We start from the raw sequence: 14,860 nt of genomic DNA on the forward strand, positions 1-14,860 counted from the left end.
TGTCCCCGGCGCTGAGCCGGCTTCCTAGTCCGTTGCGAAACGGATTTCAAGACACCCGGCGCGGAAAAATGAAGATGGGGATGCGGCGCCCGGATTTCCAGGGACGGCGCGGGACGGCTCGCCGTCAGGCCGAACCGCTCGAACGCCTGCCGGCACCACGGCGGGCGCGCTCCTGCTCCAGCGACACGGGCGCATCGGGCAGGCGAATCTCGAAATGGGTGCCGATTTCACGGTCGTCGCGCAGTTCCAGCGTGCCGCCATGGGCGCGCACAAGCTCGTGGGCGATGGCGAGACCGAGACCGGTTCCACCAGCACGCGCCGAACCCTTGAAGGCCGAAAACAGGTTCTCGCGCGCCTTCTTCGGCAGGCCGGGCCCGGTGTCCTCTACGCTGATCAGCGCGGTCGTGCCCATGCGGGCAGCCGACACGGTGAGCCGCTTGACCGTCGCCGGATCGTCGTCGCCGCGCATCGCCTCGACGGAATTGCGACACAGGTTCATCAGCACGCGGAACAGCTGCTCCGAATCGGCGTCCAGCTCGAAATCGTCGGGGATGTTGGCGGAGAACTCGATTCCCGACGCCGGGTCGATGCCGAGGAGTTCCTCGACATCGGCGACGACCGGCGAGAGCTTGATCCGGCGGCGCGTGGGAGCGGCCTCCCCGGCCCTGCCGTAGGAAAGGACGTTCTCCGTGTAGTTGATGGCGCGGCCCAGGGTGCGCATCAGCTTGGGCGCGAAACGCTGGACCGAAGGGTCCGTCACGCCCGACAGGCGATCCGACATCAGCTGGGCGGAGGCCAGGATGTTGCGCATGTCGTGGTTGATCTTGGAGACGGCAAGACCGAGATCGGCCAGCCTCTTCTGCTCCTTGAGCGTCTCGTGCAGCCGGCCCTGCATGGCCGCCAGCTCGCGCTCCGCGATGCCGAGCTCGTCGTCGCGCCCGGACGGCCGGACGATGGCATCCGGGTTGTCCGGCGACCGCGAGAACGCGAGCATGGACTCGGTCATCCGCCGGATCGGCCGGATCGCGATGCGGTTGATCGCCATGAAGACGAGGCTCGCCGTGATCAGCGAAATGACCAGGGAAAGCAGGGCGACATTGCGCGCATAGACCAGCATCGCGGCACGCAGCGGCGCGTCGGGCAGGATCAGCTCGATCATGTTGTCGCTGTCGGCAATCGGGCCGTAGACACGGATGAAACGGTCGCCGCCGAAAAGCAGCGTGTCGAAGGCATCACGGATGGCCGCAAAGGCGCTGAACTCGCCTACATTCACATGGGCGTGGATCGGCGGCACGGTCTCGCTCAGGCGGATGAAGCGCGAATCCTCGCCGACATGCAGCGCGATCGCCTTGGCCCCGGTCGCCATCAACACCTCGTCCTGAACGCTCGGCGGAAGCTCCAGGCTTGCATCCGACGCGATCAGCACGCTGGCCGCGGCCGCGGTGCTCATGCGCCCGGAGAGCCACGTCATCCGGAAATTGGCGACCGAGGGCACGAATATCAGCACCTCGGCGATCATCACGAACAGGATCGTCAGGAGAAGAATTTTCGAGGACAGGCGACGGCGCGGCCGGAAGCTCTCCAGATCGGCTGGTGTCGTCCGTGTTTCTGTCGTCATCTCAACCGAATATCCGCATGAACCCGATCAGCCTACGCACCCAGGGATTGCGAGTGACGGGCACATAGTACGACGTCGCGGCGCGTTTAGCCATTTCCGTCATCGTCGGATATGGCGCGATATAGCCGCGCAGATCGGCGACCTTCATCCCGTTGGCGAGCGCCAGGGAGAACATGTTGATCATTTCGCCCGCGCCGGCACCCACGATGGTCGCGCCGAGGATACGACCCTTGCGGTCCGTCACCACCTTGACGTGGCCGACGGTCTTGCGCTCGGCCTGGGCGCGGTCGTTCTCCGCATAGGGCCAGCGCAGGACGGATATGCGGCGATGGCGTTCGCGCGCCTGTTCCTCGGTCAGCCCCACATGGGCAAGCTCGGGGTCGGTGTAGGTGGCCCAGGGAACGATCCCGCGGTTTTCCTTCGCGGGGAACCGGAAGAGAATCGTCTGGACGACGAGGGAGGCGTGGTAGCCTGCGACATGGGTGAATTGCAGGCCGCCGGCAACATCGCCGATGGCGAAGATCCGGCGATTGGTGGTGCGCAGGGCCCTGTCGACCCTGATGCCGGACCGCTCTACCGCGACGCCCGCCTTTTCGAGGTCGAGACCCTCGACATTCGGCTTGCGCCCGGTGGCCACGAGGACGTGGGTTCCGGTCACTTCCCCCGGCCCGTCGCCGGTCTCGAAGCGGACGGAGACCGAGGAGCGGCTCCTGCTCGCGACCTCGACGACCTTCGCGCCCTCATGAACCGTCACGCCCTCGGCGCGGATGCGCTCGAGAACGATGGCTGCCATTTCCGGATCGTCCTTGCCGAGCGCCTTCAAGCCCTCGATCACGGTGACCTCGGAGCCGAGGCGGCGATGCGCCTGCGCCATCTCCATGCCGATCGGCCCGCCCCCGATCACGATCAGGTGACCCGGCTTGCGGGTCTGGTCGAACAAGGTCTCGTTGGTGAGATAGGGCACCGTGTCGAGGCCGGGAATCGGCGGCACCGCCGGCGACGACCCCGTGGCGATGACAAAGCGGCGAGCCCTGATCTCGTAGTCGCCGGCAACCAGGGTGTTGCGGTCGGTGAAGCGACCGTATTCCCGAATCACGCGCACGCCCATCGCCACGAACCGTTCCACCGAATCGTTCGGCGCGATCGCGTCCACGACCGAGCGGACATGGTCGTGCACCTTGCCGAAATTGACCTGCGGATCGACCGACTTGATGCCGAAGGCGTCAGCCCGGCGCATGGTCTCGGCGGTTTTGGCGGCGGCGATCAGCGCCTTGGAGGGCACGCAGCCGTAGTTCAGGCAGTCGCCGCCCATCCGGCCGCCCTCGACAAGGACGACCGGCACGCCGAACGCTGCAGCTGCAGCGGCAACGGTCAGGCCACCGGAACCGCCTCCGATCACGCATATGTCGGGTTTCAGGATCTCTGGCATTCTCATCTCCGTGAAGCCGGCAACGGCGTGCCGGGGAAGCTAACAAATTCAGGGGCGGGCGCGAAACAGCCTGATGACGGGCGGGATGGCCGCGACAACCGCGAGCGCAACGAAGGCAAAGGTGATCTGCGGCGTGACCAGATCGGCCGCGCCTACCTCGGTCCCCGCTTCCCGGGCGACGAGCAAGACACTGTCGATTCCCTGGCCGAGCCAGGCATAGGCAAAGGTGCCCGGCAGGATCCCGAGAAAGGTTGCCACCACATAGGTGCGCACCGGAACGTGAAACAGCGCGGGCGCGATATTGATGACGAAGAACGGGAAAACCGGCGCCAGCCGCAAGACGAGGAGATAGGAGAAGGCGTCCGATTCGAAGCCCTCGGCAAGCCGGCGAACCCGGCCGCTGACCCGGTCGCGAAGAAAGTCGCCGAAAGCGCTGCGCGCGGCCACGAAGACGATGGTCGCCCCCGTCGTGGCGGCGAACGCGACCGTCACCCCGCCCACGAACCAGCCGAACAGGAAGCCGCCGAACACGGTAAGCACCCAGGCGGTGGGGAAGGAAAAGGTCACGGCCAGCACATAGGCGGCCGCGAAGCCGGCCACCGACACCGCGTAATTCGCATCGACGAAGGCGCGCAACGCCTCCCGGCTGTCGGCAAGAAATTCCAGCGACAGGTAGCGGTGGATGCCGCTCGCATAGGCCAGCGCCAGCCCGGCAAGGATGACCGCCAGCGGGGCAAGGCGTTTCGCGATGCCCGGCTGTCTCGCCGCGTCATCGGGTTGGGGCATGTCAATCATTTCGTCCGGCACGTTCTGTGTTCCTTGCAGGCGGTTTCGCCGTCCGTGGCATGATCCGCTTCCCGCATTTGGCTTTCCCGGCGGTAAAGAACAATTCACAAAGCATTGATGCCCGATGCCGCGACCGGCGGGCGCGCGACGTTCCCGGCCTTGCCAATGCAGGCGGGCATTGACTTGAAAGACGGTTTGGACCATAAGCGCGCAACGCTCGGGCGCGTCTCCGGCGGCGTGTATTTATTGTGCAGCCCCGGATGACCAGGTTCCCAATCGAAAGATCAAATATCAGGGCCGCCTGACAGGCGGGATGAACAATGAAACGCACCTATCAGCCTTCCAAACTGGTCCGCAAGCGCCGCCACGGCTTCCGCGCGCGCATGGCAACGGTTGGCGGCCGCAAGGTTCTCGCCGCACGCCGTGCCCGCGGTCGCAAGCGCCTTTCGGCCTGATTGACCGACCGCGACGCTGGCAATGGAACCACCGGCAGAACAGGCCGGCAGGAATGACCAGCGCGCCACAAGACCTTACGGCGTCCTACGAAAACGCCCCGAATTCCTTGCCGTGCGCCGCGGAACGAAAGTCCGCGGCGCATTCGTGCTTGTCGAGGCCAGAGAGCGGCGGGACGACGCGCCACCGCGCCTCGGGCTGACCGTCTCGCGGAAGAACGGCAACGCCGTCAAACGCAACCGGATCAAAAGACGACTGCGCGAAGCCGTTCGCCTGCATTGCGCGGGTGACATGGCGGACGGAAATGACTATGTGATCGTTTCGACGCCGAAGGTGCTGCGCGTACCCTTCGATGCCTTGTGCGCCGATGTTTCTTCCGCATTCGCGCAGGCCAACACCAAATTGCAGCGCCGCCGCGAAGGCGCAAAAGAGGACCGGAATTCGCACGATGGATAACAACCGCAACCTGTTCATCACGATCATTCTTTCCGTCGTGATCCTGGCAGCGTGGCAGATTTTCTATATCGGGCCGAAAATCGAGGCCGAGAGGCAGGCGCAGCTCGAGCTGGAGGCCTCGCAGCCGGCGGAAAGCGCGACGGAAGCGCCGGAAACGGCCATACCGCAGCCTGCCGCCGGGGCGGGAACGACCGTCATAGCCGAGGCCCAGGACAGCGGCGAGGACGCCGGCCGCATCGCCATCGACACGCCGACGCTGACCGGTTCGATCAACCTCAAGGGCGCGCGCTTCGACGACCTGAAGCTGAAGGAATACCGCGAGACGATCCAGAAGGACTCCGACATCGTCACGCTGCTTGCGCCGGCGCAGCAGCCGGACGGCTATATCGGCGAGTTCGGCTACGCCGCGCCCCAGGGCGCCCCCGGCCCGAACACCGTGTGGGAAGCCCCCGCCGATGCGACGCTGACGCCGGAAACGCCGGTCGAACTGACCTACACCGCCCCGAACGGGCTGGTCTTCAAGCGCACGATCTCGGTGGACGAGCAATACATGTTCTCGATAGAGGACACCGTGGAGAACACCACCGGCGACGCGATCGCGCTGCAGGAGTACGGTCGCGTGACACGCTATTCCAAGCCGGAGAAACGGCCCATCTTCGTGCTGCATGAAGGCATGATCGGCGTCACCGGCGAGGAAGGGCTGACCGAGATCAAGTATGCCGACATCGAAGATGACGGGACGGTGACCCCCGGCAAGTCCAGCGACGGCTGGCTCGGCATCACCGACAAGTACTGGGCGACGACGCTGATCCCGGCGGACGACACGACGTTCCAGCCGCGCTACACCTATATCCCTGACGGCCGCACCCGCTACCAGGCGGACTTCCTGTCCGACCCGGTCCTCGTCAATGGCGGCGAATCCGTTCAGTTCCAGAACCGGTTCTTCGCCGGAGCCAAGAAATCGAGCCTGCTCGACGGCTACGAGGAAGACCTCGGCATCCGCCAGTTCGGGCTGCTCATCGACTGGGGATGGTTCCATTTCATCACCCGGCCGATGTTCCACCTTCTCGACTGGCTGTACCACCTGTTCGGCAATTTCGGAGTCGCCATCCTGATCACCACGGTGATCGTCAAGGCGATCTTCTTCCCGCTCGCCAACATGTCCTACCGGTCGATGGCGCGGATGAAGGTCGTGCAGCCGAAGATGCAGGAGATCAAGGAGAAGTACGGCGACGACCGCGAGAAGATGCAGAAGGCGATGATGGATCTCTACCGCGAGGAGAAGATCAATCCTGTCGCCGGCTGCTGGCCGATGCTGATCCAGATCCCGGTGTTCTTCGCCCTCTACAAGGTGCTCTACGTCACCATCGAGATGCGGCACGCGCCGTTCTTCGGCTGGATCCAGGACCTGTCGGCACCCGACCCGACCACGGTGTTCAACCTGTTCGGACTGCTTCCGTTCGACCCGACGGCGCTGCCCGTGTTCGGCACCTTCCTGGCGCTCGGCGTGTGGCCGCTGATCATGGGCATCACCATGTTCCTGCAGATGCGCATGAACCCGGCTCCGCCGGACCCGACCCAGGCGATGATCTTCAACTGGATGCCGCTGGTCTTCATGTTCATGCTGGCGAGCTTCCCGGCGGGACTGGTGATCTACTGGGCGTGGAACAACACGCTCTCGATCATCCAGCAGGCGGTCATCATGAAGAAGAACGGCGCCCAGATCGAGCTGTGGAACAACCTGCGAAACATGCTCGGCGGCAAGAAGGCCGGATCGGTCGAGTGACGCGACCATGAACGACAAGGCCAAGGAGGACGCGCTGGCGCGCTTCCCGCTGCAATGGGACTTCATCCGCGGCGTGCCGTCGATGAAGTTCCTGCCGCCCGAGGGACCGCCCGAGGTGGCCTTCGCCGGACGGTCGAATGTCGGCAAATCCTCGCTGATCAACGCCGTCGTCGGCAAGAAGGGGCTGGCCCGCACCTCCAACACGCCGGGGCGCACGCAGGAGCTGAACTTCTTCGTGCCCGGCGGATATTCCGGCGAGGCCGGCGACATGCCGCCGCTGGCCATCGTCGACATGCCCGGATACGGATTCGCCCAGGCCCCGAAAGCCCAGGTCGACAATTGGACGAAGCTCGTCTTCGACTATCTGCGCGGGCGGGTGACGCTGAAGCGCGTCTACCTGCTGATCGACTCCCGCCACGGCATCAAGAAGAACGACGAGGAAGTTATGGACCTGCTCGACAAGGCAGCGGTGTCCTACCAAATCGTGCTGACCAAGATCGACAAGATCAAGGCGGCGGGCGTGCCGCGCATGCTCGCCGAAACGGCGGAGCGGACCAGGAAACGGCCGGCAGCCTATCCGGAGGTGCTGGCGACCTCCTCGGAAAAGAACACCGGGATCGAGGAATTGCGGTCGGCGATGCTCACCGCCGCCCGTTCCTAGGCATCGGAACCCTCAGCAGGCCGGAAGACCAGCGCCACGCCGTTGATGCAATGCCGCTTGCCGGTCGGCGGCGGGCCGTCATTGAAGACATGGCCGAGATGGCCGCCGCAGCGACGGCAATGTTCCTCGGTGCGCGGATAGATCAGCTTGAAATCGGTCCTGTAGGCAACGGCATCGGGAAGCGCATCGTAAAAGCTCGGCCAACCTGTGCCGCTGTCGAACTTCGTCTCGGAGGAAAACAGCGGCAGGTCGCAGGCGGCGCAATGATAGGTGCCCGCCCGCTTCTCGTCGTTGAGAGGGCTGGTGAAGGGACGCTCGGTCGCCTCCTTGCGCATCACCGCGAACTGCTCCTCGGTCAGGATCTCGCGCCACTCGTCGTCGGTCTTCATGATCTCGAATGCCTCCCCGGAAGCCGCGTGCGCCGGGCCGGCCGCAACCAGGCGCGAAGCGCCGGCGCCGGCCAGCGCGGTCGCAGCGAGTGCTATGAAACGTCTCTTGCTCAGCATGACAAAGCCTCCGTGTCAGCCATCCTTCACCCAACCAGATAATGCGCGCCGGCATCCGCCGCACTACACAACCGTGAACAATTGCGTGATCGCGGGCGCGGCGCTAAGAACGGCGAGTTCCTTTCAGAGCGCCGCAGGTCCATGTCCGACAAATCCTCCACCCCCGGTCCCGAAACCGAAGCCCACATCCTCGCCAAGGCGCTGCCCTACATGCAGCGCTACGAGGACAAGTCCATCGTCGTGAAATACGGCGGCAACGCCATGGGCGACGCCTCGCTCGGCCAGGCCTTCGCGCAGGACATCGCGCTGCTGAAGCAGTCCGGCGTCAACCCGGTCGTCGTGCATGGCGGCGGCCCCCAGATCGGCGCGATGCTGACCAGGATGGGCATCGAATCGAAGTTCGAGGGCGGCCTGCGCGTCACCGACCGCGCCACCGTCGAGATCGTCGAGATGGTTCTCGCCGGCTCGATCAACAAGGAAATCGTCGCGATGATCAACGCGGCGGGCGAATGGGCAATCGGCCTGTGCGGCAAGGACGGCAACATGGTGTTTGCCGAAAAGGCGCGCAAGACGATCACCGATCCCGACAGCAACATCGAACGCATCCTCGACCTCGGCTTCGTCGGCGAGCCGGTCGAGGTCGACCGCACGCTGCTCGACCTGCTGGCGAAATCGGAGATGATCCCGGTCATCGCGCCGGTGGCGCCAGGGCGCGACGGGCATACCTACAACATCAACGCCGACACCTTCGCCGGCGCCATTGCAGGGGCGCTGCAGGCATCGCGCCTGCTCTTCCTGACGGACGTGCCGGGCGTGCTCGACAAGAACGGCGAACTGATCAAGCAGCTGACGGTCTCCGAGGCGAGGGCGCTGATCAAGGACGGCACGATCTCGGGCGGCATGATCCCCAAGGTGGAGACCTGCATCGACGCGCTGCAGCGCGGCGTGAAGGGCGTCGTGATCGTCAACGGCAAGGTGCCGCACGCGGTGCTGCTGGAACTGTTCACCGAACACGGCGCCGGCACGCTCATCGTCCACGACAAGGACTGACATACGCCGGCCTAGCGCGTCGGCGGGCAGTCCTCCCGGTCCGGGTCGCAACGCCTCCCCGCCGGCGTGACCACCGGGACAACCCCGCTCACCACGTTGCCGAGGTTCTGGCCCAGCCGGTCGGCCTGGTCATCGAGATTGTCGCGCGTCGCCGGATCGACGATCGCGATCGGCACCGAGACGGCAAGGCTTGCCGCCGACCCGACCGTGTTGGTCACGCCGATGGCCGCGGCGCCGATGTGCTCGCCAAGGCCGATATCCTGGTCGGTCACCGTCTGGCCGGCAATCAGCCTTTCGCCGAGCAACCGCACCACTTCCGGGCTTTGCGCGAACTTGGAGTGATTGAGCCGGTCGCCGCCGCGCAGCTCCGTCAGGTCGAACACGACGATCCCCTCGCCCTCGAGGAGTTCCCGATACCGCGGATCGGCAATGTCGATGGCGCCGAGCCGATCGATGTTGCCCGAGATGCGGCGGGACAGCTGCAGGGCACGGTCATCGTCGGAAACGAAGACAGTGAATCGCGGCCGCTTCGGCCCCATGTCGGCCAGCTGCTGGCGGAAGACGTCGACATCGAGATCGGGAGCGGCGAGGATAACATCCTCGATCTTGTGCGGCACCCCGCCATTGCGGATCGCCATCTGGCGCAGCGCTTCAACCGTCAGCCAGGTCCCCATCGAATGGGCGAGTACCGTGATCTCGCCGACCTCGGGGTGCCGGCTTGCCGAAGTCAGGAGCCGCTCGAGCGCCGTCCGCGAATAGTTGGTGCTTTCCTTGTCATAGCCATAGGCAAAGATGCTGCCGCGCGACGGCCAGGTGAAAAGGAAGGGCGTTGCCTCCATGCGACTGTCGTGGGCGATCTGCGCGAACCGATAGACCGCGCTCTCGTAGCGGTTGTTGAAACCGTGGACGAAAACCAGCAGCCGCCGGTTCGGCTTGCGGTTGGCGACAAACCACGCCGCGGCCGCGGCCTCGTCCGGAACCGCTGCCACGGACAGGGTGGCAAAATCCCGCGCCGGATCGGGCGGCAGCTTCCTTGGCCATTGCACCTCGCCGATCCTGCGGTTCCCGTCGGGCGGTATGGAAACGACGATCTCGTTGAGGTCCACCCGCGGGCCACGCTCGCCGGAATAGAGAAAGCCCGGATCGTCCGAGGGCGCGCGCGTGGTTGCAACGAGTATCGGAATCCGCGACGTGCCCGGAACGTCTCCATCGACCGGAATCAGAACGCCCTCCGGCAATCCGGCACATCCGGCGATCAGAAACGCCAGTACCGGCGCAAGAAAACGCCTGACACGGATCTTTTGCAACACTTGGGGTTCCTCCGATCAAGGGCCGTCAAAGGAAAGCACGTTCCCCGTCCGGCGTAAAACGGTCAGCCGCCGAAAACCAGTGCAAGAATTCCCGCGACGATCAGCACGCAGCCGGCAATCTCCAGCCGGTTCACGTGCTCGCGAAAAAACAGGATGCTGGTCGCGAAGGCGAAAATCATCTCGACCTGGGCGAGCGCCTTGACGACGGCCGCCTGCTGCAGGGTCATGGCGGCGAACCAGCCGAAGGAAGCCGTGGCGCCGACGAAACCGACAAGCGCGGACACCTTCCAGGCAGCGCGAACCTGCGCGAGGCCGGCGCGATCCCGCCAGACCATCCAGGCCAGCATGACCGCGGTCTGCAGGGCGATGGCCCACAGCAGCGTGGTTGCCGCCTGGATCGCGAAACCCGGATGGCCGAGGGACAGGGACGCCGCCCGATAGGCGACGGCCGCCACGCCGAACAGGCTGCCCGACAGAATCCCGATTCCAGCGGTTCGCGTGAACACCGAAGACACCAGCGCCAGCGCGGTAAAGGTGCCGCGCGCCACCGATATCAGCATGACACCGACCATGGAGACCGCGATCGCCACAAGAGTCAGCGGACCGACGACCTCGCCAAGGAAGACAAGGCCGAACAGGGCAGCCTGCGCCGGCTCCGTGCGCGAATAGGCCGTCCCGACGGTGAAGTTCCGAAACGAAAACAGGTGGATCAACAGGAATGTCGCCGCGACCTGGCCCAGCGCGCCGAGGCCCGTCCAGGCCAGGAATGCCGGCGACGGGGCGGGCAGCGGATTGCCGGACAGGCGCGTCAGCGCAAACAGGTAGAGCGCCGCGAAGGGCAGGCCGAAGCCGAAGCGCACGAAGGTCGCACCGGTGGTGCCAACGTGTTGCTTGAGATGGCGTTGCAACGATGAACGGACGTTCTGGAGAAATGCCGCGCCGACGGTGATGGGAATCCATAGTTCCATGCCCCGTCATCGGTTCGCGGGACAGATAATGCAAGCCCGAATGCACCGGTGACAAAACGCCCGTTCGCGCTTAAGGCTTGGGCATGACAAAAAAGCCCTCCCCCGCAGACTTCGCCCATGTGCGCGAATGGGTGTTCGATCTCGACAACACGCTGTATCCGCATCACACGAACCTGTTCGCCCAGATCGACGTAAGGATGACCGCCTATGTGTCGGAGCTCCTGCAGATTCCGCGCGAAGAGGCGCGCAAGGTCCAGAAGGACTTCTACAAGCGCTACGGCACGACACTGCGGGGGCTGATGGACAATCACGGCGTGGACCCGGACGACTTCCTGGAGAAGGTACACGACATCGATTATTCCTGGGTCGCGCCCGATCCCGCACTGGGCGAGGCGATAAAGGCGCTGCCAGGGCGCAAGTTCATATTCACGAACGGCGACCGGAAGCACGCCGAACGCACCGCGCGCCAGCTCGGCGTGCTGGACCATTTCGACGACATCTTCGACCTTGTCGCCGCCGACCTGGTGCCGAAGCCGGCAGCGGAAACCTATGACAAGTTCCGCGCGCTGCACCGGGTCGACTGCGAACGGGCGGCCATGTTCGAGGACCTGGCGCGCAACCTCGTCAGGCCGAAGGAACTCGGCATGACGACGGTGCTGGTGGTGCCGCGCAATTTCGAGCCGACCTTCTCGGAGATATGGGAACAGGATGCCGACGAGGACCAGGTCGACTACGTGACAGACAACCTGGCCGAATTCCTGTCGGCCCTGATCGACCAATAGCGGACCGGATACGCCCCCGGACGCGCCGGCGCCATCAGAGCGCGTAGAAGTCCCGTACGATCTTCCATGCCTCGTCGGCCGTATCCACGCGGTCGATCAGCGCCGCATCGTCGGGCGCGATCGTGCCCTGCCGGGCGAGGAAATCCAGGTCGATCACGTTCGACCAGAATTCCCTGCCGAACAGCAGCACCGGCACGCGTTCCATACGCCCGGTCTGGATCAGGGTCAGGGTCTCGAACAGCTCGTCCATGGTGCCGAAGCCGCCGGGAAACACGGCAATTACCTTCGCGCGCATGAGGAAATGCATCTTGCGGATCGCGAAGTAGTGGAAGTTGAAGGACAGTTCCGGCGTGACATACTCGTTCGGAGCCTGCTCGTGCGGCAGCACGATGTTGAGACCGATGGAGGGGGCGCCGACATCGGCCGCGCCGCGGTTGCCGGCCTCCATGACGCCCGGGCCGCCGCCGGTGACGACAACGAATTCCCCGTTGCCGGCCTGCAACGAGTGCCGGGAGCAGAGACGGGCGAATTCGCGCGCCTCCTCGTAGTAGCGGGCGTTCGCCTCCAGGTTCTTCTTCTGGGTCTCGTTGTGCGCCGCCCAGGCGACGCCGCCCGGCTCGGGAATGCGGGCTCCGCCGAACAGAACGACCGTCGACTTGATGCCGCTTTCCTGCAGCAGGAGCTCCGGCTTCAGGAGCTCGAGCTGCAGGCGGACCGGCCGCAACTCCTCCCGGCACAAGAAATCCTGGTCGTCATATGCAAGCCGATAGGCGGGCGAGCGCGTCTGCGGCGTATCGGGAACGGCACGTGCCCGGTTCCTGTCCTGATGCGATGGAACCAGCGGATCCCATATCTCGCGATTGCGTTTTGCACTCATTCAATCACTCCACGGCGCGGGCCGAGCGCCCGATACCGCTCCCTTTGTTGACCATTGCGGGCGCATTCGCGTAGTTACCGCGAGACGCGCCCGAGCGGCGTAGATGCTATCCGCCCACAAGGAAACAATTCATGACCGCCCACGATATCGCGACGCTTGAAAACATCATCGAGACGGCGTTCGACAACCGGGATTCCATCTCGACCGACACGCACGGAGAAGTCCGCGAGGCCGTCGAGGAGGCCCTGAACCTGCTCGATGCCGGCAAGGCGCGCGTCGCGGAACGTCAAGCGGACGGCGAATGGAAAGTCAACCAATGGCTGAAAAAGGCGGTGCTGCTTTCCTTCCGCCTGAATCCCATGGAGGTCATCTCCGGCGGACCGGGCGCTTCCGGCTGGTGGGACAAGGTGCCGTCCAAGTTCGACAGCTGGAGCGGCCAGCATTTCGAGAAGGCGGGCTTTCGCGCCGTGCCGAACTGCGTGGTGCGCCGCTCGGCCCATATCGGCAAGGGCGTGGTGCTGATGCCGTCATTCGTCAATCTCGGCGCCTATGTCGACGAGGGCACCATGGTCGACACCTGGGCCACGGTCGGTTCCTGCGCGCAGATCGGCAAGAACGTGCACCTTTCCGGCGGCGTCGGCATCGGTGGCGTGCTGGAGCCGATGCAGGCCGGCCCGACCATCATCGAGGACAACTGCTTCATCGGCGCGCGCTCGGAAGTGGTCGAGGGCTGCATTGTGCGCGAGGGCTCGGTGCTCGGCATGGGCGTGTTCATCGGCAAGTCGACCAAGATCGTGAACCGCGAGACCGGCGAGATTTCCTACGGCGAGGTGCCGCCCTACTCCGTCGTCGTCGCAGGGACGATGCCCTCGGACAAGCAGATGCCGAACGGCCTGCCGGCACCCAGCCTCTACTGCGCCGTGATCGTCAAGACGGTCGACGCGAAGACGCGTTCGAAAACCGGCATCAACGAGTTGCTGAGGGACTGAACCATGAAGGCGGTGCCCGACCATCCGCTGACGGTCAAATGGGTGCTTTTCGGTTTCAAGGGGAGAATCAGTCGCAAGAGCTTCTGGCTGGCCGCGCTGCTGATGATCCTGATACACGCGGCAATCCTGTCACACGTGCTCACCCTGCCGAACAACAGTGCCGCACTGGCGCTCTGGGTCCTGTTGATGGCGGTCGCGTGGCTGGCCACCGCCTGGGTCCTGCTGGCGCTGTCGGTCAAACGGCTGCACGATCTCGGCATGCCCGGCATCCTGTCCATCTGCCTTCTGATCCCGCCCATCACCTATATCGGCTTCCTGCTGCTGGCGTTCCTGCCATCGAAGCAGGAAACAAACCAGCACGGGCCGCCGCCTTTTCCGAAACCATGAGAACGGTCCGTTAAAGGAAAGCTGCGACTGTCGGCGCCATGCCGTACCGCACGCTCGACAAGGACCGGATCACCGCAACCGCCTCCCGCCTGGAGCAACGGATCGGCGAGCGGTTCCCGGATTCCAGCCTGCGCAAGGTCGCGGTCGAACTGGTGGCACTCGCAAACGACACCGGAATCCAGGCTGCGGCGCTGGAAAAGCCCGTGATCTGGCTGCGTATCCTGACCGGCCTCGCCGTGCTCTGCGCGGCAATGATCTTCGCCCTGGTCGGAACCGTGCTGTCCTTCGACCGGATATCGACCGGCGCCTTCGATTTCGTGCAGGGGCTGGAGTCCCTGCTCAACACGCTCGTCTTTGCCGGCGTCGGCGTCTGGACGCTGGTGACGCTGGAGGAGCGCTTCAAGCGCAAGCGGGCGCTCGACGGCCTGCATGCCCTGCGCTCGGTCATCCACATCATAGACATGCACCAGCTGACCAAGGACCCGGCAGCATTCAATGTCGGCTTCATCCCGACGAAAAGCTCGCCCGAACGGAAACTGTCGCGGGCCGAACTGACGCGCTATCTCGACTATTGCTCCGAACTCCTGTCGATCACCGGAAAGCTGGCCGCGCTCTATGCCCAGGCACTGAACGACAGCATCGTCGTCAATGCCGTCAACGACATCGAGAATCTCGGCACCAACCTGTCGCGCAAGATCTGGCAGAAGATCATGCTGATCGGGGAAACCGAGAACAGGCTCGCGGGCGGGCGCGGCGCAACCGCCATTCATTGACGCTGCCGCCGGGCGCCGATACAGCATTG

Annotated in this window: 16 protein-coding genes; 9 read left to right on the plus strand and 7 right to left on the minus strand. The window is 64.7% G+C overall.

Features of this window, described 5'->3' with window-relative positions; genetic code table 11:
• Window positions 1-124: 124 nt before the first annotated feature.
• Genes HTY61_RS13530 through HTY61_RS13540 form a run of 3 tightly spaced genes read right to left on the minus strand, consistent with a single transcriptional unit; the run spans window position 125 to window position 3,833 of the window.
• Window positions 125-1,618 (minus strand): sensor histidine kinase, encoded by a 1,494-nt coding sequence (locus HTY61_RS13530; RefSeq protein ID WP_175277298.1) that lies wholly within the window; start codon window positions 1,616-1,618, stop codon window positions 125-127.
• A 1-nt stretch (window position 1,619) separates the two neighbouring features.
• On the minus strand, window positions 1,620-3,047 hold the full coding sequence (locus HTY61_RS13535; protein ID WP_175277299.1) for a dihydrolipoyl dehydrogenase family protein: 1,428 nt from the start codon (window positions 3,045-3,047) through the stop codon (window positions 1,620-1,622).
• A gap of 48 nt (window positions 3,048-3,095) precedes the next feature.
• Window positions 3,096-3,833 (minus strand): TVP38/TMEM64 family protein, encoded by a 738-nt coding sequence (locus HTY61_RS13540; RefSeq protein ID WP_175277300.1) that lies wholly within the window; start codon window positions 3,831-3,833, stop codon window positions 3,096-3,098.
• Window positions 3,834-4,153: 320 nt separating this feature from the next.
• On the opposite strand from HTY61_RS13540, the gene rpmH reads away from it, so the two are divergent.
• Genes rpmH through yihA form a run of 4 tightly spaced genes read left to right on the plus strand, consistent with a single transcriptional unit; the run spans window position 4,154 to window position 7,189 of the window.
• Window positions 4,154-4,288: a 50S ribosomal protein L34 gene (gene rpmH / locus HTY61_RS13545; protein WP_175277301.1), complete on the plus strand. Its 135-nt coding sequence runs from the start codon at window positions 4,154-4,156 to the stop codon at window positions 4,286-4,288.
• A 22-nt stretch (window positions 4,289-4,310) separates the two neighbouring features.
• Window positions 4,311-4,742: a ribonuclease P protein component gene (gene rnpA, locus HTY61_RS13550; RefSeq protein WP_175277302.1), complete on the plus strand. Its 432-nt coding sequence runs from the start codon at window positions 4,311-4,313 to the stop codon at window positions 4,740-4,742.
• Complete coding sequence (yidC, locus tag HTY61_RS13555; RefSeq protein WP_175277303.1) at window positions 4,735-6,528, plus strand: membrane protein insertase YidC; 1,794 nt, start codon at window positions 4,735-4,737, stop codon at window positions 6,526-6,528. Before rnpA ends, yidC begins: the two co-directional genes overlap by 8 nt.
• 7 nt (window positions 6,529-6,535) lie before the next feature.
• Window positions 6,536-7,189, plus strand: coding sequence for a ribosome biogenesis GTP-binding protein YihA/YsxC (gene yihA, locus HTY61_RS13560; protein ID WP_175277304.1), 654 nt, complete (start codon window positions 6,536-6,538; stop codon window positions 7,187-7,189).
• Here yihA and msrB read toward each other — a convergent pair.
• Complete coding sequence (gene msrB, locus HTY61_RS13565; RefSeq protein ID WP_246273052.1) at window positions 7,186-7,692, minus strand: peptide-methionine (R)-S-oxide reductase MsrB; 507 nt, start codon at window positions 7,690-7,692, stop codon at window positions 7,186-7,188. The genes yihA and msrB overlap by 4 nt on opposite strands.
• A gap of 144 nt (window positions 7,693-7,836) precedes the next feature.
• On the opposite strand from msrB, the gene argB reads away from it, so the two are divergent.
• Window positions 7,837-8,745 carry an acetylglutamate kinase gene (argB, locus tag HTY61_RS13570; protein ID WP_175277306.1) on the plus strand — a complete coding sequence of 303 codons (909 nt, stop codon included), beginning with the start codon at window positions 7,837-7,839 and terminating at the stop codon, window positions 8,743-8,745.
• Between the two features lie 11 nt (window positions 8,746-8,756).
• Here the strand turns inward: argB and HTY61_RS13575 are convergent, their stop codons facing one another.
• Both HTY61_RS13575 and HTY61_RS13580 read right to left on the minus strand, forming a co-directional pair.
• On the minus strand, window positions 8,757-10,055 hold the full coding sequence (locus tag HTY61_RS13575) for an alpha/beta hydrolase (protein WP_175277307.1): 1,299 nt from the start codon (window positions 10,053-10,055) through the stop codon (window positions 8,757-8,759).
• 62 nt (window positions 10,056-10,117) lie between these two features.
• Window positions 10,118-11,023 carry a DMT family transporter gene (locus tag HTY61_RS13580; RefSeq protein WP_175277308.1) on the minus strand — a complete coding sequence of 302 codons (906 nt, stop codon included), beginning with the start codon at window positions 11,021-11,023 and terminating at the stop codon, window positions 10,118-10,120.
• Between the two features lie 83 nt (window positions 11,024-11,106).
• Between HTY61_RS13580 and HTY61_RS13585 the strand changes: the two genes are divergently transcribed.
• Entirely contained in the window at window positions 11,107-11,805 is a 699-nt protein-coding gene (locus HTY61_RS13585; protein WP_175277309.1) for a pyrimidine 5'-nucleotidase, read from the plus strand.
• A gap of 34 nt (window positions 11,806-11,839) precedes the next feature.
• Here HTY61_RS13585 and HTY61_RS13590 read toward each other — a convergent pair whose 3' ends face one another.
• Window positions 11,840-12,682, minus strand: a complete 843-nt coding sequence (locus tag HTY61_RS13590; RefSeq protein WP_175277310.1) for an LOG family protein — start codon at window positions 12,680-12,682, stop codon at window positions 11,840-11,842.
• A 131-nt stretch (window positions 12,683-12,813) separates the two neighbouring features.
• On the opposite strand from HTY61_RS13590, the gene dapD reads away from it, so the two are divergent.
• Genes dapD through HTY61_RS13605 form a run of 3 tightly spaced genes read left to right on the plus strand, consistent with a single transcriptional unit; the run spans window position 12,814 to window position 14,831 of the window.
• Window positions 12,814-13,671: a 2,3,4,5-tetrahydropyridine-2,6-dicarboxylate N-succinyltransferase gene (dapD, locus tag HTY61_RS13595; protein WP_175277311.1), complete on the plus strand. Its 858-nt coding sequence runs from the start codon at window positions 12,814-12,816 to the stop codon at window positions 13,669-13,671.
• A gap of 3 nt (window positions 13,672-13,674) precedes the next feature.
• Complete coding sequence (locus HTY61_RS13600) at window positions 13,675-14,058, plus strand: DUF805 domain-containing protein (protein ID WP_175277312.1); 384 nt, start codon at window positions 13,675-13,677, stop codon at window positions 14,056-14,058.
• Between the two features lie 38 nt (window positions 14,059-14,096).
• Window positions 14,097-14,831, plus strand: a complete 735-nt coding sequence (locus HTY61_RS13605; protein ID WP_175277313.1) for a hypothetical protein — start codon at window positions 14,097-14,099, stop codon at window positions 14,829-14,831.
• The last annotated feature ends 29 nt before the right edge of the window (window positions 14,832-14,860 follow it).

The organism is Oricola thermophila, assembly GCF_013358405.1.
GTDB classification, from domain to species: Bacteria; Pseudomonadota; Alphaproteobacteria; order Rhizobiales; family Rhizobiaceae; genus Oricola; species Oricola thermophila.